This is a genomic window from Rheinheimera sp. KL1 (assembly GCF_001275035.1).
Taxonomy (GTDB): Bacteria; Pseudomonadota; Gammaproteobacteria; order Enterobacterales; family Alteromonadaceae; genus Pararheinheimera; species Pararheinheimera tangshanensis.
Map to the genome: position 1 here is coordinate 1 of NZ_LAMX01000018.1, position 21,270 is coordinate 21,270.

Sequence of the window (21,270 nt, forward strand, 5' to 3'; positions counted from 1 at the left end):
GCGCATCTATACCAGTGTGAGAAAATCTGTTGATAGTTCAGGGGAGTCCATATAATGGGCGGGGTTTATCCCCGCCCTTGTACTGCAGCGTCAGATGCAACTTATTATTTCCCCTAAGTAATTGAGGTTGCAGCGAGGCGACAAGTCAGCACGACCCCAGGAGCATAGTTCACTATGTGACTGGGGCGGGATGGCGCAGTCAACAAAGCTGCAGCGTCAAGTACGACGGGGAAACAGATCAAACCAGACTTATGATCCCAAACCGTTATACTCAGGCCCTTGTAAAATACAGGGGCCCTTTTGTGTTAGCCATTATTCGTCTGGTGCTGGTCACCATCTTTATTATAATCAGTGCCTTAGTGGGTTTGCTGATCTGTCTGGTGCGTCCTTTTTATGTCCCGAATGTCGCCTTATTTTCCAGCTGGTATGGCTGGTCGGCCTGGATCTTTGGTTTAAAAGTGGAAGTTCGCCAGTCTGCTGAAGTGACGGCAGCTATGCCTTGTGTATTTTTAGCCAACCATCAGAATAACTACGATTTATTCACCATCAGCAAAGCCTTGTTGCCAGGTACTGTCACCATAGGTAAAAAAAGTCTGAAATGGATCCCGTTTTTTGGTCAGCTGTATTGGCTCAGTGGCAACATACTAATCGACAGAGCCAACAAATCAAAAGCTGTAGGCACTATGCAAGGCGCAGTCGACCGTATAGTGCAAGACAAAGTATCGGTCTGGGTGTTTCCTGAAGGCACCCGCAGTTATGGTCGTGGTTTATTGCCTTTTAAAACTGGCGCTTTTCATATTGCTCAGCAAGCCAAAGTGCCGCTGGTGCCCATCTGCATGAGTAACACCGGCAAAGTGCGGTTAAACAAGTGGAATAATGGCAGAGTCATTATTGAAATCATGCCACCTATTTATCCTGAAGCAGGAACTCCGGCCCGTGAACTGGCTGAAACCATACGGCAACAGATGGCAGATAAGATTAAGCTGCTTGATAGCGAAGTGGCAACCGACTACACTGCCGACTCATTGACTGTCACGGGGTAATATCATGGAAAACTGGCAAGAATTTACTGAAGACACCATAGCTGCACTGATGGAAGATGGCAGCGATCCGGATGCGGAATACACCATCGAACACCATTTTTACCATGAAGATTTTGCCCGCTTAGAAAAACTGGCTGTGGAAGTCTTTAAATTAGGTTACGAAGTAACAGACGCCGAAGAAGTTGAATTTGAAGAAGGCGGCACAGCCTGGGTATTCGACGCTATTCGTGAACAGTCGCTGGACGGCGCCAGCATCACAGCAGATGCGATTAAACTGGAAGCCTTAGCGCAGAAGTTTGGTGTCGAATACGATGGCTGGGGCACCTATTTTGAAGGTGGTGAAGACGAAGACGGCGACTTCGAGGATGACGAAGACGACGGCGACGAAGCTCCACGTCATTAAGTAAAACCTGCTTTTACCTATTCAGATCTCTAATTTGTTGGGATCAAACAAAAAGGCCAGAGCGACCACTCTGGCCTTTTTCTATTACAGTCTCATATTTCTTTTTCGTATAATTTTGCTACTTTAAAGTATTTTAAGTTATTAGTTGGCTCTGCTTTAATGCTTAAAGAAATACAGATGTCCTTAAGGAGAACAGAGATGGCGGCAAAAGAACTATCTGCAGATTTGCTGAACCAACTGCTCGATAAACTGGAAAAACTGGTGGGTCGAGTAGAGTTTGGTTCTATTGAACTGGTGTTTCATCAGGGTAAATTAGTGCAGCTGGAAAAAAACGAAAAACTACGACTGGATAAACCTTAGTCTCAAAGGTTCAGACTGTTTCCCTCAGTGAACCTGCCCGTCGTACTTGAAGCTGCTGCTGTGTTGACCATGCTCTATCACCCCAATCACATAGGCCACTATGTTCATGGGGATTCTTTCACTGGTCGCCTTGCCGCAACTGCAATTACTTAGGGAACCAATTTTTTCACCTGCTTCTGCGCACCGGACCACCGGATCTGAAGTGATGTTGAGCCGCTAACAGCAAAAGCTATGCTGGCTACAACCTGAACTCAGAGCCTAACTATGAGCATCCGCATAGATCAGATCAATAAGAAATTTGGCGACTTTGTTGCCGTCGATAATGTCAGTTTATCCATTCAGACCGGCGAATTAACCGCCTTACTTGGCCCTTCAGGTTCAGGCAAAACCAGCTTATTGCGTATTATTGCCGGCTTAGAGCAAGCCGACAGTGGCAGTATCCATTTTGATGATCTGGATATCAGCGCCCGCCATGTTTCAGAACGTGGTGTAGGTTTTGTATTTCAGCACTATGCGCTGTTTAAGCATATGACCGTCTATGAAAACGTTGCTTTTGGTTTAACAGTCAAACCCAAAAAGCATCGTCCTTCACCGGAGCATATCCGCAAAAAAGTGCAGCATTTACCAGAGCTGGTGCAATTGGACTGGACGGCCGACCGCTATCCGTCACAGCTATCCGGTGGTCAGCGTCAACGTATTGCCTTAGCCCGGGCTTTGGCCGTAGAGCCTAAAGTACTGCTGCTGGATGAACCCTTTGGTGCGCTGGATGCCAAGGTCAGGGCTGAATTGCGTCGCTGGCTGAGACGACTACACGATGAAATTCATGTCACTAGTGTTTTTGTCACCCACGATCAGGAAGAAGCGCTGGAAGTGGCCGACAAAATAGTGGTGATGAACAAAGGCCGGATTGAGCAGCAAGGCTCACCCGAGCAAGTGTACGACAACCCGGCCAATCCTTTTGTCTATGAGTTTTTAGGCAATGTAAACCTGTTCCATGCCCGGGTGAAACAAGGCAAAGCTGACATTGGCCAGTTATCTGTGGCCTCGCCAGAATTTACCAACGAGCAAGAAGAAAGTGGTTTTGCTTATGTACGGCCGCATGAAATTGATCTGTTGCTCAAACCTACGGACGAGGCTTTGGAAGCTAAAGTCGACCTCATTACTACAGTAGGGCCTAATGTCCGGTTGGAGCTACGAGCCAAAGATAGCCAGCAACTTATTCATGTCGAGCTGGCCAGGGATAGGTTTAAACAACTGGGTTTATCATTGGGCCAACAAGCCTGGGTGAAGCCCCGTTATACCAAGGTTTTTTTGGGTGAGGGCATTTAATATTGTCAGCACGCGCTAATGCACAGTGAATAAAAAAAGGCAGCTTCAGCTGCCTTTTTCGATGGAATCACTTTAGAAGCGATAACTCAGATCGGCGTAATAAGAGCCGCCGTTAAAGCCAAAAGGTGCATTGGTATTAGGGTAAATAAAGATGCCATTGAAGCTGTTGATCTCTGGTTGTTTATCCGGATAGGTATCAAACAGGTTGTTGGCACCAAAACCAAAACGTAACAGGTCTGTCAGCTCATAGTGGAAACTGATATCCACTGTGGTTTTACCGCTATAAGTTTTATCGCCTGTGGCATAACCAATAGTGTAAGGACCAAAGTAGTTGAATCTCAGATTAGTTTGTAGCTGTTTGTAATCCTGCGTCAGGCTCCAAACCGCGCCTTTGTGCGGGTTAGCTTTGGTTAAACGTACCTGTTCCACCCGGTCAAACAGCTTACTCTGAAGACCATCCAGTAAAGCAGGCACACGAATGGCGTCTATATCCGTATCGTTGTATTGCGCACTGAATGAGGTTTTCCATTCACCCCACAAACCAGCATCCCACTGATAAGCCACTACAGCTTCCAGGCCCTGAGTGGTGGTATCTACTGCGTTGGTAAAGAAACGAACAGAGTTTGCACCTGAATCACCCAAGATATCAGCTAAAGCAGCACTGTCGGCACGGCTGACGCTGCCTGTCAGTATTACACGGTCGTCCAGCTCAATACGGTAGCCATCCAGCGTGAAGCTAAAGCCGTCATCGCCCTGAAAGGTGATACCGCCACTGAAACTTAACGCCGACTCTGCTTTTAAATCACCCTGGCCAATAGCTCGGGTGACCGCAGATATATTGTTAAAGGTGCCAGATTCAGTAGGTGTCAGCACGCCGGTTTGTGGGTCTGCAACAAAAAGCGTCGACAAGTTAGAAAAATACAGTTGCTGCACGCTAGGAGCGCGGAATGCATCGTTGGCAGTAGCACGGATAGCCCATTTCTCAGTCAACTGATAACGGCCAGACAGTTTCCAGCTGGTGTCACTGCCAAAGTCGGAATAATCTTCCTGACGCAAAGCAGCACCCCAGGTAAAGTCGTCGGTTAAAGCGTTTTCAAGTTCCAGATAAAGCGCAGTATTGTGGCGCGATTCGTCGACTTCTGACTCTGGTGTAAAACCACCAAAACCCTGAATGCCTCCGGCTTTATTCTGATAACCATAATTGCGCCATGACAACTGTTCGCCAGCGTTGATCTGATAACTGTTGTGACGACGGCTTAAGCCTGTTGAAACCACCAGTTCTGAGTCGTTGACAAAGCTGTATCTTTTACTGGCATCCAGATTAAAGTTTTGCTCAGCATTGACCAGCTCACCGGCATACGCGCTGGTTGGGCTCTGTGGGCCAAAAGACGCATTCAGCGAATTATTGACATAGTATTTGAAGCTGCTTTCGCCCGTGCCTGCTGAAAAATCCAGACGCCAATCGGCCACATCAAATTTAACACCTGCCGTTAAGGAGTAATCACCTGATTCCGGTGCTATTTCCGGCAGATAGCCGTCAGGATAAATTTCCGGGATGTTACGGGCGTCTTTTGCTATCCGGTAGAATGCACCTGAAGCTGATTCTCTGTGACTGGCTCCACCAAAGGCGTACCATTCTGTGCTGCCATACTCGTAGCCTGCATTAACAAACACAGCTTGTTGTTTAAAAGCTGCATCACCTACTTTGTGACTTAAGCGGTTAAAACTGGCTTCGCGCGGGTCCGGAGCTCCATTGACCGGGTTGTATTGCTCACGTGGGTCTAAACCCGCTCTGTTGGTACCATTTTTGTGTTGCTGTTCAACACTGAAGTTTACAAAACCTGTATCGGCAAAACGAAAGCCTGAATTGATAGCGGCTTTGTAGTATTCACCATCGCCTTCATAGGTTTGTCCGCCACTGGCTGTAACTTCACCTGAGCCAGCCTGATCTTTCAGTACTATGTTAATAACGCCTGCAATAGCATCTGAGCCGTATTGAGCCGCGGCACCATCACGCAGCACTTCAATACGTTTAATAGCTGAGACTGGGATTGCATTCAAATCGACGTTGGAACTACCGCGGCCCATAGTACCGTTCAGGTGCACTAAAGCTGTGCCATGGCGTCTTTTCCCATTCACCAGTACCAAAGTATGGTCAGGCGACAAACCTCTTAAACTGGCTGGTTTTACCGCATCAGAGCCGTCTGTAATAGAAGATGTTGGGAAGTTAAAGCTCGGAACCAGCATTTGCAAAGCTTTTGCGGTTTCCAGTGCCCCTGTGCCTGCTAGTTGAGCTTCATCAATAATATCTACTGGTGAGCTGGTTTCGGTGGCTGATCGCACAGATAGACGACTGCCTATCACTGAGATTTTTTCTACATCGGCCTGCGCCTGCTGCGCCAGAGTGCTCGTGCTGTAAGTGCTGCTAATCAGCGCCAGAGTGATAGCGGATGCCAGTGGAGTTTTTATCGTCATGCTAAGTCCTTTCAATGATGTATTACCTTCAGATCATACCGAAACTTTTATGTGAATATTTCAACAAATTGTGATTTGATATTTCAAATAGATATATGTTTTTTAAAAAAAGCCCCGACCAACACGGACAGGGCTATATTGGGGTAGTCACTGAAGTCGATAAAGACTCTGGACCACAAGCAACAGGACAAGGAATAGGACGTAGCTGGGGTAGCACTTCTTGTGCTCTACGAATTTCGAATCCATTCAAACCAGAGTAGTTGTCGCTTCTCGCTGACGGTGAGTTGCGACAACAACTTCAATCTATTAGATCGAAATATTTGTGTAAACTGTATTTATATTCCAAAATTGAATATCATATTTTGGAGGTGGTAATAACCCTTACCTTGCTCCTTTTGGTTCTTTCTTAGAACTGAACTGAATTGGTCCACTCCCGTATAGCACTTATACTGGCCGACTCTATTTCTCGGAATTTGTTATGAAAAACATCAATTTAAAATTTGCGCTCTGGCAGCAGGTGTTAGTTGCTATGGCTCTGGGTGTGATCGCGGGTTTAGTCTTAGGTACTGACGCGTTGCTATTAAAGCCGTTGGGCACTGCCTATATCAACGCTATTAAAATGTTAGTGATCCCGCTGGTGTTTTTTAGTTTGATTTTAAGTATTACCTCACTGGGGCAAGGCAAAGGCTTAGGTCGTATCGCCAGTAAAACTGTGGGGCTATTTTTATTGACAGCTGTGATTGCCAGCCTGATAGGTCTTGGTGTCGGCACCGCCTTTCAGTTTGAAACAGGCCAGAACTTAGTGGCGGCACAAGTTACTGAAAAAGTCATACCTCCTGTCAGTCAGGTGTTAGTAGATTTAATCCCAGCCAATCCTATTGCAGCTATGGCCCAGGGCCAGGTTTTACCTGTGATGTTGTTTGCTATTTTGTTGGGGCTGGCGCTGCGCAATATAGGCGAAAAGGGCGCAGCTATGCTTGCAGTAGTGCGCTCTGGTGCCGATATGATGTTTGAAGTGACCCGTTTGGTCTTGCTGTTTACTCCTCTGGGAGTATTTGGTTTGATCGCCTGGGTAGTTGGTACTTATGGCTTAGAGATGCTGCTGCCGCTTGGCAAATTTATTCTGGCTATTTATGTGGGCTGTTTGCTGCATATCTGCCTGACTTATGGTGGTTTTGTACACTTTTTCAGCTCAATGAAAGTCACTGACTATTTCAAAGCAATTTTCCCGGTGCAGCTGGTCGCTCTTAGTACATGCTCCAGTTATGCCTCGTTACCAGCCAGTTACAAAGCCGTGACTGAAGATCTGAAAGTATCTAAAGATTACGCAGGTTTTGTTTTGCCCTTAGGCTCCACCATTAATATGGATGGTTGTGGTGGTATTTATCCGGCAATAGCCGCTATCTTTATCGCGAACTTATATGGCATTGAGCTGCAATTTATTGATTATCTGCTGATCGTCGGTACTGCCACTTTGGCTTCATTAGGCACAGCCGGTGTGCCCGGTACGGCACTGGTGATGCTGACTGTGACTTTATCCGTAGTAGGTTTACCACTGGAAGGTATCGCCTTTATCGCTGCTATCGACCGTATTGTCGATATGATCAGAACCACCACTAACGTCACAGGCGACACTATGGTGGCTTTAGTGATCGCTGAGCAGGAAGGCTTACTGAGCGAATCAAGGGCCGGGGATCAGCTAAAAGACGACACTGTATTTACCAAAGCTTTGACAGAAACTCCAGTTAGCTGCGACATTCGCAGCTAACGGATATACAAAACCTGTTTCCATTTCCTTATCAGAGCTTTGGCTATAACTTAGCCAGAGCCTGAGCTAAGTCGGCAATTAAATCATCGGCATCTTCCACGCCTATACTCAGACGCACCAGATTTTCGGTAACACCGGCTCTTTGTCTGTCCTCTGCAGTCATAGCCGCATGAGTAGTGCTGGCAGGATGACAAGCTAAGCTTTCCACATCACCTAAGCTTACGGCTTGAGCGAAAAGTTGCAGCTGATTTAAAAATACTGCAGCTTTGGCAAAACCACCTTCGATATCCACAGCCACCATGCCACCAAAACCAGTGGCTGTGTCTGCTACAGCCTGATGCCCCGGATGACTGGCATGACCTGGGTAATACACCTTGGCCACTTTAGGATGAGCCGCTAAAAAGTCAGCCACTTTGCGGGCGTTTTCGATATGAGCATCCATCCGCAAAGTCAGAGTTTTTACGCCACGTTGCAGTAAATAAGCTTCCTGCGGGCCTATAGGCGAGCCTATATGTTTTAGCGCCACAGTACGGATTTTCTGCATCAGCTCGCTGCGTCCTGCCACTATGCCGGCAATAATATCACCATGGCCAGATAGGTACTTAGTACCGCTGTGCATCACAATATCAGCACCTATTTCCAGCGGGCGGAATAAATAAGGCGTTAAAAAGGTATTGTCACAAATCACCAAAGCGCCGACTTTACGGGCCGCTTCCACCACAATACGGCTGTCTATCACTTTTAAGGTGGGGTTGGTAATAGGTTCAAATAACACCACTTTGGTATTGGGTTTTACCCGTTCTGCAAAATCTTTATCGCTGCTGTAACGGCTTAAAGTCACACCAGCACGGGTTAAGGTATTCCGTAAAAAGGCATCAGTACCGCCGTAGACAGGGTCGATAAAAGCCACTTCATCACCTGCATTAGTCAGCGCATACATAATGGCGCTAACAGCAGCCATACCGCTGGCTACTACTAAAGCTTCGTCTGCCCCTTCCAGCGCTGCTAATTTCTGCTCTAAAGCTGAGGTTGTAGGGTTGGCAAAACGACTGTAGATATAACCCGGATTCTGGCCAGAAAAACGTGCCTGACCTTCTTCGGCAGTGCCGTAACTAAAGGTGCTGGTGAAATACACCGGCGTAGCTAAAGCGCCTGTGCTTGGGTCTGGTTGTTGTCCGGCATGAATACTTAAAGTACGGAATTTCATAATAAACCTTGGTTATATTTTTTATTTATGTTTGGTTGTGCTGAGCTTAAACAGCTTTTGCTAACTCTGCGTAATGAGCCGCTGCTACATCACGGTGTGAACGTAAACGTCCTTTTAGCACATTCTGGCCCACCTGATAAAACAATGGGTTAGTTGGATCGCTGGCCGGACCTTTGGCTTCGTCAGCTAAATGAGACGGCAACTGCAATAAAGGCACGGTCGCATCCAGTTGAGCTGCCATAAAAAAGGCACAGGAGTAACGCTCTACGCCAGAATTCGGGCTGACTACACGATGCAATGTGGCCTTTAAGTAGCCATTGGACGCCAGTTCCAGCAGCTCACCAATATTGACGACAAAAGCGCCTGGCAGCGGAGCAACAGAAACCCAACCTTGTTCGGTTTCCACTTCTAAACCAGATTGATCATCCTGCACCACCAAGGTCAGGTAACCCGGATCTTTATGAGCACCTACACCTTGTTTGCTGTTCGACGCTTTTGCATCCACGCCTGGATAACGAATGAGCTTCATATGCTGATAAGGCCCAGCTTTTATGGTGGCATCTAAGGCATCAGCAGGTTGTTGTAACGCCAGCATTAAAGCGCGCATTAATTTTACCGTGATGTCTGACAACGACTGTTGCCAGTTCAGCAGTTCAGTCTTCATCTGTGGTAAAGCGGTTGGCCATTGGTTAGGGCCTATTAAACCTTGCCATGCAGGGCTGATATCAATCCTGGCCGGTACAGCTTCTTCCCGCATGATGTCAAATTGTTCGCGGATATCCGGCTGACCACGGGTGAGTTCACCGCCTAAGCCTGTGTAACCACGAAAATGCGGAGAGTGAATCATCTGCACTTGATGTTTATCGGCCAGTGGCAATGCAAAAAACTGTTTGGCCAGCGCTAAAATCTGTTGCTGCTTTTGCTCGCTCTGACCATGACCTGTCAGGTAAAAGAAACCCACATCACGGGCTGCAACACGCAATTGCTGAATAAAAGACTGCTGCTCAACGGCTGTGCCATCCATCAGGCTCAGATCCAGCACAGGTAAAGCCCTGCTGGCCTCTGGTGTAGCGTTGCCGGATAAAAACTCTTGTGTTGAATCAAGCATAAAAACCTCGTTGTGCTTAGGGTTCTGTATCACAGAGCGCTGGCCCTGGCAGAAAGTGAGCGCATTCTAGGCCTGAGTAGAAAGTTAAATAACTAATGGATTGGTCTTGTATAGATGAATTAGAAATAATCGGATGTCTGGATAGTTAGCGGTCTTAATGCATAAAAGTCTTACTATCTAAAACTTTATGGAATAAAGGAATGACCAGTTATGCTTTTCAAGCCAGTCCTTCGCTAACTAGCTTAGTTCTAACACTATTTCGTAAAAAATGGATAGGACGTGTAAATCTGTGCGTTTTTATGGATTAAAAGCCTGAGCTTTTCTATATCGCTAAAAGTTATAACCAAGATAAATTTGGCCTGTAGCCTTATCGTTGTTGCTGAATAGAAAAAGGCACCCGAAGGTGCCTTGCGTATGGAACTACTGACACTTAAGCAATCAGGATAAAGCCTACAAAAGCTAAACTGGCCGCAATTAAGCAATAAGGCAGCTGTGTTATAGCGTGTGAGACCAGATGACAACCTGACCCCTGAGCTGCTAATACAGTAGAGTCACTGTAGAAACAGGCTTGACTGCCAAAAGAGCTGGCTGATAACAAGGCGCCAATCACTAATGGAATATCCGCCTCTACCGCATAAGCTAAAGGCATCACGATAGGAATGGATACCGCGAAAATACCCCAGGATGAACCCGTAGCAAAGGACAACACGGCCATAGCTAAAAATACGATAGCAGGCAGCATCTGCGCTGTCATATAAGGCGTCAGGTTTTCAATCACATACTGAGGCAGCAATAACTTATCGCAGACATCTTTAAAAATAAAAGCAGCGATCACAGTACAGATGGCTGGCAACATAGTTTTAAAGCCATTCATCATCACTTCCATCATCTCACCCAACGGCATCAGACGCTGGTAGCTATAAAAGGCAATGGTCAGTACTAGAGTGACCAACAAGCCTTTGAGTACATCGATATCAAAGTAGATGGTAAAACCAATCAGCATCAGCATAGGTACGATAAAGTTACGTAGCTTGCCGTGTTTATTACTCTCTTCAAACTCCTGTTCCATCGAATGCACAGCATACTGATCACCAGCTGGAACTGTCTGGCCTTGTACATGGTGATGACTGGCACTGTCTTGCGCACCTACATCAGGCAAAACATCCAAAGGAGTACCATTTTGTGCAGCCAGTTCAGCTTTTTTCATTGGACCTAGCGCAGGCATAATTTTTAGTGTGACTAACAGCACAGTGGATACTGCCAGCCAAGGGTACAGCATATAAGGAATAGCCTGCATGTAGACGTCTATTCCTTGTCCTGCTTCTGCTACTTTATTGTTTTCCAGTAAGCCACCAAAAAAGATAGCCCAGGTCGAAATAGGAATAATGACGCAAATAGGCGCTGCGGTAGAGTCCACTATATAAGCCAGCATTTGACGGGAAATTTTATATTTATCCGTCACGCGTTTCATCGCCTCACCCACGCTTAAAGCGTTCAGGTAGTCGTCGATAAAAATAATGCAGCCTAAAACAAAGGTCATGAACATGGATGATTTGGGCCCTGTCGCCAGCTTAGAGGCTGAACGGCCAAAAGCCACAGCACCTCCTGTATGGATCAACAAGCCAATCAAGGAGCCAAAACCACCACAGACCAGAATCAACCAGCCAATGGTTTCATCCTGCATTACGCTGGTCGAGATCTCAGCAAAGGTATTCAGTAACTCAAAAGGTTGAGTTGGAAACAGCATCAGCAAACCTGCAACTGCGCCCACAACCAGCGACAAAATAGGCCGCTTCAGCCAGATGGCAACGGCCATCACAACAACTGGTGGGATCAAACTAATGGCACTTGGTGAATCCATTTAAGGGTTCCTTCACAAAGCCTGGCAACGCCAGAAAAATAAAAGCCAACCGCAGCATGAACTGCATACGGAGTGTTTGGGGTTTTAGCTGCCAGAGCCCGGGACTGAATCGCACTGCTTATGCTGCAGGTTTGCCAGATCAGGGTAAACAACAAGATGAATTTACACGGGTTAAATTCAGGCGCGCAATAATAACAAAAAAAATACTTTGCACAATCTCCCGTCGTACTTGAAGCTACAGTGTTGTTGGCTTCGTTCGCTCTCCCTAGTCACCTAGACAACTATGCTCTTGGTGTTCAGTCGCTTGCCGCCGTGCTGCAACTCTAATTACTTAGGGAATATATGAGAGTATGTAAAGAACTGTGGAATTGAGAGGAAAGTGTCGGGGAAAACTCACTGCCGCGCTCTGCGGCAGTGAGTAAAGAATTACTTAGCCTTGTTGATTAGCTCTAACTTAGCTAATACATCAGCATTAAAGCTCAACTGCACTGACTTTTGTGCAGCATCCTGAGTTTTTACTAATTCAGTTAATGTAGGGTAGCTGGCGGACAAAGCAGTTACGTCGTATAACCACAGAGTCTGACCGTCTTTTTCTGTTTTGCTGGCTGGTTCACCCAGTTTTTCAGCAATAGCAGCCTGAGTAGATGTACCTTCAGTTAAACCTAAAGCTGTGCGTACTGAGGTATTTAAAGCTGCGGTTTTAGCGCTGTCTGTGGTTTCTTTCAGCATGCTGCCGGCGCCGTCTTTGACTGCATTTAACCAATCCGCCTGAGCTGGAACTGCTGTCACTACTAAGGCAACGAATAAGGCGCTTAACTTTAATTTCATGATGTCTCTTCCATTTGAGAATGAATCAGGGAACCTGCAACTGCTTGCTGCAGGCGGCGCGGATGGTATAGCAGATTGCGCTTCAGTCCAAGTTTTTTACCGGAAATTTACAAAAATTTGCGATAAGCCTGCTCGTAAAGCGTTAAGCTGGATGAAGAGTGAATACAGGCCTTCATCCTTGTTTTGCAAAGCATAGTGTAAAGACCAGAGTCTGGAGTGCAAAATGACCTGAGTTTGGTTTACATCAAAGAACTTTGCCAGAAAGATGAGTACAGTGGTGTTGTGCTACAGAATACTCTGAGCTTTCAGATATCAGATGGAACATAACAGCTAAGGTGAAATGGAGTATGACTGCAATACAAACCAAAGTACTGCTGGCAGCAGGGGCTGTCAGTGCAGCTCTGTTGTTGTATTACCTGAATTTTTCAGGCGCACAAACGAACAATCTGCTGAAAAGTAATGGCCGGATAGAGGCCACTGAAATTGCAGTCGCCAGCAAAACTGCAGGACGGATCAAAGAGTTACTGGTGGATGAAGGTGATTTTGTTGAAGCTGGTCAATTGGTTGCAACAGTAGAATCTGAATCTTTGGTGGCGCAGTTGCATCAGGCGGAAGCTCAGCTGCGTCAGGCGCAAAGTGCCACTGTGACTGCCGACAGTCAGTTGTTACAACGTAAAAGTGAAAAAGCTGCGCTGGAAGCGCTATTAATTCAGCGTAATGCTGAGCTGGTTGCCGCCAAAAGCCGAGCCAGTCGCACAGGTACTCTGGCTGAGACGGGTTCTGTATCAAAGCAGTTAGCAGAAGATAACGATACCTTAGTGACCAGCGCAAAAACGGCTGTCAGTTCAGCCAAAGCGCAAATAGAAGCAGCGTTAGCTGGTATTGCAGCAGCCGAAGCACAAGTAAACTCTGCCGCCTCAGCCGTAGATGCGGCAAAAGCTACAGTCGCCCGGGTGCAGTCTGAGCTGAGTGATAACCAGCTCAAAGCGCCAAGAGCGGGGCGTATTCAGTACCGTATTGCCCAAACTGGTGAAATTGTTGCAGCAGGTGGCAAAGTGTTAAGTCTGATTGATGTGACAGACGTACACATGACCTTTTTTCTGCCCTCTGTTTTGGCTGGCCGTATTGAAGTAGGTAGTGAAGTCAGGGTGGTGCTGGATGCTGTGCCCAATCTGTCTATACCGGCGGAAGTGTCTTATGTGGCTGATGTAGCGCAGTTCACGCCTAAAACGGTCGAAACCGCTAATGAACGTGAAAAGCTGATGTTCAGGGTCAAAGCTAAAGTTAATCCGCAGTTGCTGCTCAAGCATAAAACCAAAGTAAAAACAGGCTTGCCCGGTGTAGCTTATCTGCGCTTGGATAGTTCCCAGCCTTGGCCTGCTTCCGTACCTGAACTGGTGCAGTAATGACAACTCTGGTTGCACAGCTGCAGCAGGTGCAGCTTAGCTACGGTACAACCAAAGCGCTGGACAGTATTTCACTAGATATTCCTGCCGGAGTGATGGTGGGCTTAATTGGCCCTGACGGGGTGGGGAAATCCAGCTTATTGGCTTTGTTATCTGGTGCCCGCGCTATTCAGCAAGGCAAAGTGCAGGTGTTGGGTGGTGATATGGCAAGCAGCGAGCATCGCGATGCAGTGTGCGCCGATATTGCTTATATGCCGCAGGGGCTGGGGAAGAATCTTTATCTGACTTTGTCGGTGGAAGAGAATCTGCAGTTTTTCGCTCGTTTATTTGGCCACAATGCCAAAGAGCGTCGCCGCCGTATCGACGAGCTGACCAAAGCCACAGGTTTGTATCCATTTTTGCAGCGCCCGGCTGGTAAGCTGTCCGGCGGTATGAAACAAAAATTGGGTTTGTGTTGTGCGTTAATTCACGATCCGAAGTTGCTGATCTTGGATGAACCTACCACTGGCGTTGATCCGCTGGCGCGCAGTCAGTTCTGGCACTTGATCCGCAGGATCAGGCAAAACTCGCCAGATATGAGCGTTATAGTCTCTACTGCGTATATGGACGAGGCCGAAGGCTTTGACTGGTTGATTGCGATGAACGCGGGCAAAGTACTGGCGACGGGCAGTCCGGCCGAATTGCATCAACACACCCTCACTCAACATCTGGAAGCCGCTTTTATTCAGTTATTACCTGAGTCGGCAAAACAAGGATACCAGGCTGTAGTGGTGCCGCCTTTAGTCAGCGGTGACAACAGCATTGCTATTGAGGCCGAAGGTTTAAGCATGGTCTTCGGCGATTTTAAAGCCGTCGATAACGTCAGTTTTCAGATCAAAAAAGGCGAGATTTTTGGTTTTCTCGGCTCCAATGGTTGCGGTAAATCCACCACGATGAAAATGCTGACAGGCTTATTGCCTGCTACTTCAGGCCGGGCTTTGTTGTTTGGCCAGAGCTTAAACCCGGACGATATTTCCACTCGCAAAAGAGTGGGGTATATGTCACAGGCTTTCTCTTTGTATTCTGAATTGACAGTACTGCAAAATCTGGAGTTACATGCCCGCTTGTTTCACGTCCCGATTGAGCAAATCAAAGACCGGGTGGAGGAAATGCTACAGCGGTTTGGCTTACAACAGGTATCCGCTTTATTGCCAGAGCATTTACCTTTGGGAATGCGCCAGCGTTTGTCTTTGGCTGTGGCTATGGTGCATCAACCTGAACTGCTGATCCTGGATGAACCGACATCAGGTGTTGACCCTATAGCTCGTGATAACTTCTGGCAACTGATGATTGATTTGGCGCGCCAGGATCAGGTCACCATTTTTATCTCCACTCACTTTATGAACGAAGCTGAACGCTGTGACCGTATATCCCTGATGCATGCAGGCAAAGTGCTGGTCAGTGACACTCCAGCGCAGATTATGGCGAATCAGCAGTCTGACACGCTGGAGCTGGCTTTTATTCGTTATCTCGAACAGGCTGGAGCCAGAGACAACAGCACGGATACAGAGATTAGCTTAGCCTCAGCCAGTACAGCTGAGCCTGTTAACAAAGCGTTCAGTTGGCAGCGACTCTGGAGTTTTACCCAGCGCGAAACTCTGGAGCTGCGTCGTGATCCTATCCGCTCTGCATTGGCGCTGCTGGGTAGTCTGGTACTGATGTTGTTTATCGGCTACGGCATTACCATGGACGTGGAAGATCTAACCTTTGCAGTGCTGGACCAGGATCAGTCTGTTTTGAGCCAAAACTATGTGCTGAACTTATCAGGATCGCGTTATTTTGTTGAAAAGCCGCCACTCAATAGCCAGCACGAGATTGATCAGCGGATGCGCAGTGGTGACATTAGTCTGGCGATCGAAATTCCGCCCGGTTTTGGCCGTGATTTGTCGCGTGGTCAGCAGGTTGAGGTTGCCGCTTGGGTCGATGGTTCTATGCCAAACCGGGCTGAGACTATTAAAGGTTATGTGCAGGGCATGCATTTGCATTGGCTCAGAATGCAGGCGACAGAGCAGCTTGGCACAGATGCCAGCAGTCTGAGCTCAGCTATTGAAACCCGTTTTCGTTACAACCCCGATGTAAAAAGTCTGGTGGCTATGGTGCCGGCTGTGATCCCTATGTTGCTACTGATGATCCCTGCGGTGCTGACGGCTTTATCCGTGGTGCGGGAAAAAGAGTTAGGCTCCATTATTAATCTGTACGTCACACCTGTGAGTCGGCTGGAGTTTTTACTGGGTAAACAATTGCCGTATATAGCGCTAGCTTTTGTCAATTTTTTACTGATGTTAGTCACAGCTATCACTTTATTTAAAGTGCCGCTGACCGGCAGTTTTTGGGCTTTAAGCCTGAGTGCTCTGGTGTTTGTGCTGTTTTCTACTGGTTTTGGTTTATTTGCCTCTACCTTCACCAAAAGCCAGATAGCCGCTATTTTAGCCTCGGTGCTTGGCACTATTATTCCAGCTGTACAGTTTGCCGGTATGATCACCCCGGTGTCGGCTTTAGAAGGTGCGGGTCGTCTGATTGGTGAAGTGCATCCGGCCAGTTTTTTTCTGACCATCAGCAGAGGTGTATTCAGTAAAGCCTTGCAGTTGACTGATATTTATCCTGCTCTGTTACAAATGACGCTTGCCGTACCTGTGATTGTTCTGGCCTCCGTCTTGTTATTGAAGAAACAGGAGCGCTGAGCATGCACAATAAACTAGCCAATGTGTATCGGCTTGGAGTCAAGGAGCTGTGGAGTTTGTGGCGCGACCCTATGATGTTGTTGCTGATTTTGTATGCTTTTAGTGCCAGCATTTATGTCGCTGGCACCTCCATGCCTGAAACCTTGCACAAAGCCCCTATTGCAGTAGTGGATGAAGATCAGTCCGGTTTGTCTGGCCGTATTATTTCGGCTTTTTATCTGCCTTATTTTATGCCACCTGAGCTGATCAGCTTGTCAGAGGTGGATGCTGCGCTGGATGCCGGAGTCTACAGTTTTGTGCTGACTATTCCGCCTGATTTTGAGCTGGATCTGCTGGCTGGCCGTTCGCCGAAAATACAACTGAGTGTGGATGCAACCCGCATCAGTCAGGCTTTTAGCGGCAGCGGTTATATAGAACAGATCGTCAGCAGCGAAATCAGTGAATTTAGCCAAAGACACAGGTTAAACAGCAGTTTGCCGGTGGATTTGGTGCTTAGAGCCAGCTTTAACCCTAATTTAACCGCTAGCTGGTTTGGCTCTTTGATGGAGGTGATTAATAGCGTTACCATGATTTCCATTATCCTGACTGGTGCAGCGCTTATTCGCGAACGTGAGCATGGCACTATTGAACATTTGCTGGTGATGCCGGTGACCCCCGGTGAAATCATGCTGTCGAAAATTCTGTCGATGGGAATGGTCGTGCTGGTTGCGACAGGTTTTTCCTTAACTGTGATGATTAAAACTGTACTGGCTGTGCCTGTGGAAGGCTCGGTCCTGCTGTTTTTACTGATCACAGCACTACAGCTGTTTGCCACCACCTCGATGGGGATTTTTATGGCAACAGTAGCGCGTTCTATGCCGCAATTTGGTTTATTGCTTATTCTGGTGTTATTGCCTTTACAGCTGTTATCCGGTGGTATGACACCCAGAGAAAGTATGCCTGAAGTTATTCAAGTCATAATGTTGGCGGCACCTAATACTCACTTTGTTGCTGCCTCTCAGGCTATTTTGTACCGGGGGGCAGGCCTTGATGTTGTGTGGCCGCAAATATTGTCTCTGTTGTTGATCGGTGGGCTATTGTTTCGTTTCTCGCTGCAACGATTCAGGAAATCTTTAAGTACTATGTAAAGGGCTATGTAGGGAGGATCACTATGGGATGGATAGTACGGGCTTTATTATTTGTCAGTGGGGTTATTGCCAGCTGGTTTGTTTCAGTGGAGGCCAGTAACTACATTGTCTATCAGTTGGTGATAGCTGTGGGTCTGGTCACCTTGTGTGCCGCTGCTTTGGTTTATCTGCCATCGTGGTGGCGCTGTTGGACGTCTGGTTCAGGCCATCGAAAGTAATAAAAAAGGCGACCCGCAGGTCGCCTTTGTTCTCTATGCAACTATCTAGCAATTGCCAGTTAAATCGCAGCGATTTGTGCCTGCTGAGCTTTTAACTTGCTGATAGCTTCTAAAGCTTCTGAGAGTTTTTCACGCTCTTTTGCCAGCACGGCTTCAGGGGCTTTAGCGACAAAACCTTGGTTCGCCAGTTTACCTGCTACGCGGTCATGCTCCTGCTGCGCTTTTTCCAGTTGCTTGGCAATACGCGAGAGTTCAGCTTCTTTGTCAATCAGGCCTGCCATAGGGATCAGAATATCCATCTTGCCCAACAACTGAGCGGCGCAGGCTGGTGCTGTGTCGCCATCGGCCAGTACAGTAATGGCTTCTAACTTCGCCATATTCTGCAGGAAAGCCATATTGCTTTGTAAACGGCGGCTGTCGTCAACGGTCAGGTGACGCACCAGTACAGACAATGGCTTGCTTGGCGCTATATCCATTTCGCCACGCACGTTACGGATAGCCACGATAAAGCTCTTCACCCATTCCAGATCGGCAGTGGCGGTTTCATTCACCAGCGCCTGATTAAACTCCGGATAGGCCTGCAGCATAATGCTGTCGCCTGGCGTCACATCGGTGCGCACCATTGGTGCCACCAGTTGCCAAATTTCTTCAGTGATAAATGGCATAATAGGGTGCATTAAACGCAGCAAAGATTCCAACACTGTCAGCAAGGTGTGGCGGGTACCACGTTGTTGGGCTTCCGTACCTTTAAATAGCACGGGTTTGGTCAGCTCTAAGTACCAGTCACAGAACTGGTTCCAGGTGAATTCATACAGCGTATTGGCCGCCATATCAAAACGGTAGCTGTCTAAATAACCGCGGAACTGACTGATGGTTTGTTGATACTGGCTGATGATCCATTGATCGGCTAAGGACAGCTCCATAGTTCCACCTGTCAGGCCGCAGTCCTTTTCTTCTGTCATCATGGTGACGTAACGGCTGGCGTTCCACAGCTTGTTACAGAAGTTGCGGTAACCATCTAAACGTTTCATATCCCAGTTGATATCACGGCCAGTAGAGGCCAAAGCCGCTAAGGTGAAACGTAAAGCGTCTGTACCGCTGGCTTCAATCCCCTCAGGGAATTGTTTTTTAGTCTGGTTGCCGATTTTTTCCGCCAGCTGTGGCTGCATCATATTGCTGGTGCGTTTAGCAAGCAGGTCGTCCAGACTAATGCCGTCAATCATATCCAGCGGGTCAATCACGTTGCCCTTGGACTTGGACATCTTATCGCCGTTTTCATCACGAATAAGGCCAGTCACATAGACAGTCTTAAACGGCACTTGAGGTTTGCCATTTTCATCTTTGATGAAATGCATCGTCATCATAATCATCCGGGCAACCCAGAAGAAAATAATGTCAAAACCTGTGACTAACACGTCAGTTGGGTGGAAGGTTTTTAAATCTTCAGTGTTCTCAGGCCAGCCTAACGTAGAGAAAGTCCAGAGCGCTGAGCTGAACCAGGTGTCCAGTACATCGTTGTCCTGACGTAATTTCACGTCATTGCTTAACTCGTGCTTAGCACGTACTTCAGCTTCATCACGACCTACATAAACTTTGCCCGCTTCGTCGTACCAGGCTGGAATACGGTGACCCCACCACAGCTGACGGCTGATACACCAGTCCTGAATGTCACGCATCCAGCTGTAGTACATGTTTTCGTATTGCTTAGGCACAAACTGAATATCGCCGTTTTCCACAGCTTCAATGGCGGTTTTGGCCATAGGCGCCACACGCACATACCACTGGTCGGTCAGTAAAGGCTCAATCACCACACCAGAACGGTCGCCGTAGGGCAGGGTGTTATTGTGATCTTCTACTTTGTCTAACAGGCCAGCCGCATCAAAAGCTGCGACTATGGCTTTGCGGGCTGCGTAACGCTCCAGGCCCTGGAATTCAGCCGGGATCATGGCGTTATGCGCTGGGTTGGCTTCGCCATTCGGGAAGAAACACTCACCTTCAGTGCGAATAGTGGCGTCCGCCGTCATCACGTTAATCATCGGCAACTGATGACGTTTACCTACTTCGTAGTCGTTAAAGTCGTGAGCTGGTGTGATTTTTACGCAGCCTGTGCCTTTGTCTTTATCGGCGTGTTCGTCGGCCAGAATGGGGATGCGACGGTTTACCAGCGGCAGCAGCACTTCTTTACCAATCAGGGACTGGTAGCGCTCATCGTCCGGGTTGACTGCAACACCGGTATCGCCCAGCATAGTTTCTGGACGGGTAGTGGCAACTACTATGTAGTTTTTGCCATCGGCCGTCGTCACGCCATCAGCCAACGGGTAACGTAAGTTCCACAGGTGGCCTTTTTGTTCTTTGTTTTCTACTTCTAAATCAGAAATAGCCGTATGCAGCTTCGGATCCCAGTTCACCAGGCGTTTGCCACGGTAAATCAAATCGTCCTGATACAGGCGCACAAAAACTTCCTGTACTGCATTCGACAGGCCGGCGTCCATAGTAAAACGCTCTTTGTCCCAGTCGACTGAGTTACCTAAACGGCGCATTTGTTCGGTGATGGTGCCACCTGATTCGGCTTTCCATTCCCATACTTTTTCAATAAAAGCCTCACGGCCCATGGCGTGACGGTCTGGTTTGCCTTCCGCAGCCAGTTTACGCTCCACAACCATTTGTGTGGCAATACCAGCGTGGTCAGTACCCACCTGCCATAAAGTGTTTTTGCCCTGCATACGCTTGTAGCGGGTTAAGGCATCCATAATGGTTTGCTGGAACGCATGGCCCATATGCAGGCTACCGGTCACGTTTGGTGGTGGGATCATGATGCAATACGCACCATTGCTGTTATCACCGCTAGGCTTGAAATAGCCTTTGCTTTCCCATGCCTGATACATGGCTTGTTCAACTTGACTCGGGTTAAATGTCTTTTCCATCTTTGCTACCTAAAACTCTCACTAAAAACGCAGGCCGGCCATCAGAGCTGCACTGTTTGCGGGGTTAACCCCGACTGGCGATAAAATTTAAATCGTTCCCGCGCCTGAACCTTTAACTGTTCTTCGGCTGGAACAAATTCGATAATCTGTTGAAAACGCTGACTAAAAGGCGGCACTGTTGCCGACAGGTTAATTAAAACCGGCCTCGCGTTACTTGGAGGCAGCCAGCTGATTTCCACCGGAGCACCGCGTGCCGGGCCTTCCCCCGCCAGATTGTGTGGCACAAATCGCATCGGATCAAAGCGCCATAATACCTCATCCAGCAGTTCGGCGTCCGCCTGATTTTGGCAGAACACAAAAACCCGCTGTCCGGCCTGATACAAATCGGCGCAGAGTTTGGCGGCTACATGAAAAAAAGCTGGCTCGGTTGCCAGCTGTGATTCAGTGTCTGCCGCCGTTTCCGGCAGCAGATAAAAACTGACTTGAGGCACTG

At 47.8% G+C, this 21,270-nt stretch carries 16 protein-coding genes; 9 read left to right on the forward strand and 7 right to left on the reverse strand.

Annotated elements, in window-relative coordinates; all coding sequences use genetic code 11:
* Positions 1 to 302: 302 nt before the first annotated feature.
* The 4 genes from WH43_RS08820 (at position 303) to WH43_RS08830 (ending at position 3,135) form a co-directional block, all read left to right on the forward strand.
* Positions 303 to 1,043 (forward strand): 1-acylglycerol-3-phosphate O-acyltransferase, encoded by a 741-nt coding sequence (locus WH43_RS08820; protein WP_053424404.1) that lies wholly within the window; start codon positions 303 to 305, stop codon positions 1,041 to 1,043.
* Between the two features lie 4 nt (positions 1,044 to 1,047).
* Positions 1,048 to 1,446, forward strand: a complete 399-nt coding sequence (gene rraB / locus WH43_RS08825; protein WP_053424260.1) for a ribonuclease E inhibitor RraB — start codon at positions 1,048 to 1,050, stop codon at positions 1,444 to 1,446.
* 198 nt (positions 1,447 to 1,644) lie between these two features.
* Positions 1,645 to 1,806, forward strand: coding sequence for a YezD family protein (locus tag WH43_RS19795; protein ID WP_082335728.1), 162 nt, complete (start codon positions 1,645 to 1,647; stop codon positions 1,804 to 1,806).
* A 264-nt stretch (positions 1,807 to 2,070) separates the two neighbouring features.
* Complete coding sequence (locus WH43_RS08830) at positions 2,071 to 3,135, forward strand: sulfate/molybdate ABC transporter ATP-binding protein (RefSeq protein ID WP_053424261.1); 1,065 nt, start codon at positions 2,071 to 2,073, stop codon at positions 3,133 to 3,135.
* Positions 3,136 to 3,207: 72 nt separating this feature from the next.
* On the opposite strand, the gene WH43_RS08835 is transcribed toward WH43_RS08830, so the two are convergent.
* Complete coding sequence (locus WH43_RS08835; RefSeq protein ID WP_053424262.1) at positions 3,208 to 5,610, reverse strand: TonB-dependent receptor plug domain-containing protein; 2,403 nt, start codon at positions 5,608 to 5,610, stop codon at positions 3,208 to 3,210.
* Between the two features lie 478 nt (positions 5,611 to 6,088).
* On the opposite strand from WH43_RS08835, the gene WH43_RS08840 reads away from it, so the two are divergent.
* Positions 6,089 to 7,378 (forward strand): dicarboxylate/amino acid:cation symporter, encoded by a 1,290-nt coding sequence (locus WH43_RS08840; protein WP_053424263.1) that lies wholly within the window; start codon positions 6,089 to 6,091, stop codon positions 7,376 to 7,378.
* A gap of 43 nt (positions 7,379 to 7,421) precedes the next feature.
* Here WH43_RS08840 and WH43_RS08845 read toward each other — a convergent pair whose 3' ends face one another.
* The 4 genes from WH43_RS08845 to WH43_RS08860 all read right to left on the reverse strand — a co-directional run bounded on the left by WH43_RS08845 (position 7,422) and on the right by WH43_RS08860 (position 12,382).
* Positions 7,422 to 8,585, reverse strand: a complete 1,164-nt coding sequence (locus tag WH43_RS08845; RefSeq protein WP_053424264.1) for a trans-sulfuration enzyme family protein — start codon at positions 8,583 to 8,585, stop codon at positions 7,422 to 7,424.
* A gap of 46 nt (positions 8,586 to 8,631) precedes the next feature.
* Positions 8,632 to 9,693, reverse strand: coding sequence for an isopenicillin N synthase family dioxygenase (locus WH43_RS08850; RefSeq protein WP_053424265.1), 1,062 nt, complete (start codon positions 9,691 to 9,693; stop codon positions 8,632 to 8,634).
* A 430-nt stretch (positions 9,694 to 10,123) separates the two neighbouring features.
* Complete coding sequence (locus tag WH43_RS08855) at positions 10,124 to 11,554, reverse strand: Na+/H+ antiporter NhaC family protein (protein WP_053424266.1); 1,431 nt, start codon at positions 11,552 to 11,554, stop codon at positions 10,124 to 10,126.
* Positions 11,555 to 11,980: 426 nt separating this feature from the next.
* A complete protein-coding gene (locus tag WH43_RS08860; RefSeq protein WP_053424267.1) occupies positions 11,981 to 12,382 on the reverse strand; it encodes a hypothetical protein in 402 nt (133 codons plus the stop codon).
* 347 nt (positions 12,383 to 12,729) lie between these two features.
* On the opposite strand from WH43_RS08860, the gene WH43_RS08870 reads away from it, so the two are divergent.
* Genes WH43_RS08870 through WH43_RS08885 form a run of 4 tightly spaced genes read left to right on the forward strand, consistent with a single transcriptional unit; the run spans position 12,730 to position 17,853 of the window.
* Complete coding sequence (locus WH43_RS08870) at positions 12,730 to 13,788, forward strand: HlyD family secretion protein (protein WP_053424269.1); 1,059 nt, start codon at positions 12,730 to 12,732, stop codon at positions 13,786 to 13,788.
* Entirely contained in the window at positions 13,788 to 16,508 is a 2,721-nt protein-coding gene (gene rbbA, locus WH43_RS08875; protein WP_053424270.1) for a ribosome-associated ATPase/putative transporter RbbA, read from the forward strand. Before WH43_RS08870 ends, rbbA begins: the two co-directional genes overlap by 1 nt.
* Positions 16,509 to 16,510: 2 nt before the next feature.
* Positions 16,511 to 17,635, forward strand: a complete 1,125-nt coding sequence (locus WH43_RS08880) for an ABC transporter permease (RefSeq protein WP_053424271.1) — start codon at positions 16,511 to 16,513, stop codon at positions 17,633 to 17,635.
* Between the two features lie 23 nt (positions 17,636 to 17,658).
* The gene (locus WH43_RS08885; protein ID WP_053424272.1) at positions 17,659 to 17,853 is read left to right on the forward strand and encodes a hypothetical protein; all 195 of its coding nucleotides are present in this window, start codon (positions 17,659 to 17,661) and stop codon (positions 17,851 to 17,853) included.
* A 59-nt stretch (positions 17,854 to 17,912) separates the two neighbouring features.
* On the opposite strand, the gene WH43_RS08890 is transcribed toward WH43_RS08885, so the two are convergent.
* Both WH43_RS08890 and WH43_RS08895 read right to left on the reverse strand, forming a co-directional pair.
* Positions 17,913 to 20,777: a valine--tRNA ligase gene (locus WH43_RS08890; RefSeq protein WP_053424273.1), complete on the reverse strand. Its 2,865-nt coding sequence runs from the start codon at positions 20,775 to 20,777 to the stop codon at positions 17,913 to 17,915.
* Between the two features lie 41 nt (positions 20,778 to 20,818).
* Positions 20,819 to 21,268 (reverse strand): DNA polymerase III subunit chi, encoded by a 450-nt coding sequence (locus tag WH43_RS08895; RefSeq protein WP_147903959.1) that lies wholly within the window; start codon positions 21,266 to 21,268, stop codon positions 20,819 to 20,821.
* Between the last annotated feature and the right edge of the window lie 2 nt (positions 21,269 to 21,270).

What these genes read in the sequence shown, in the direction of transcription:
- rraB (WP_053424260.1), top strand. Translation starts at nt 1,048, where the DNA reads ATGGAAAACTGGCAAGAATTTACTGAAGACACCATAGCTGCACTGATG.
- WH43_RS19795 (WP_082335728.1), top strand. Translation starts at nt 1,645, where the DNA reads ATGGCGGCAAAAGAACTATCTGCAGATTTGCTGAACCAACTGCTCGAT.
- WH43_RS08830 (WP_053424261.1), top strand. Translation starts at nt 2,071, where the DNA reads ATGAGCATCCGCATAGATCAGATCAATAAGAAATTTGGCGACTTTGTT.
- WH43_RS08835 (WP_053424262.1), bottom strand. Translation starts at nt 5,610, where the DNA reads ATGACGATAAAAACTCCACTGGCATCCGCTATCACTCTGGCGCTGATT.
- WH43_RS08840 (WP_053424263.1), top strand. Translation starts at nt 6,089, where the DNA reads ATGAAAAACATCAATTTAAAATTTGCGCTCTGGCAGCAGGTGTTAGTT.
- WH43_RS08845 (WP_053424264.1), bottom strand. Translation starts at nt 8,585, where the DNA reads ATGAAATTCCGTACTTTAAGTATTCATGCCGGACAACAACCAGACCCA.
- WH43_RS08850 (WP_053424265.1), bottom strand. Translation starts at nt 9,693, where the DNA reads ATGCTTGATTCAACACAAGAGTTTTTATCCGGCAACGCTACACCAGAG.
- WH43_RS08855 (WP_053424266.1), bottom strand. Translation starts at nt 11,554, where the DNA reads ATGGATTCACCAAGTGCCATTAGTTTGATCCCACCAGTTGTTGTGATG.
- WH43_RS08860 (WP_053424267.1), bottom strand. Translation starts at nt 12,382, where the DNA reads ATGAAATTAAAGTTAAGCGCCTTATTCGTTGCCTTAGTAGTGACAGCA.
- WH43_RS08870 (WP_053424269.1), top strand. Translation starts at nt 12,730, where the DNA reads ATGACTGCAATACAAACCAAAGTACTGCTGGCAGCAGGGGCTGTCAGT.
- rbbA (WP_053424270.1), top strand. Translation starts at nt 13,788, where the DNA reads ATGACAACTCTGGTTGCACAGCTGCAGCAGGTGCAGCTTAGCTACGGT.
- WH43_RS08880 (WP_053424271.1), top strand. Translation starts at nt 16,511, where the DNA reads ATGCACAATAAACTAGCCAATGTGTATCGGCTTGGAGTCAAGGAGCTG.
- WH43_RS08885 (WP_053424272.1), top strand. Translation starts at nt 17,659, where the DNA reads ATGGGATGGATAGTACGGGCTTTATTATTTGTCAGTGGGGTTATTGCC.
- WH43_RS08890 (WP_053424273.1), bottom strand. Translation starts at nt 20,777, where the DNA reads ATGGAAAAGACATTTAACCCGAGTCAAGTTGAACAAGCCATGTATCAG.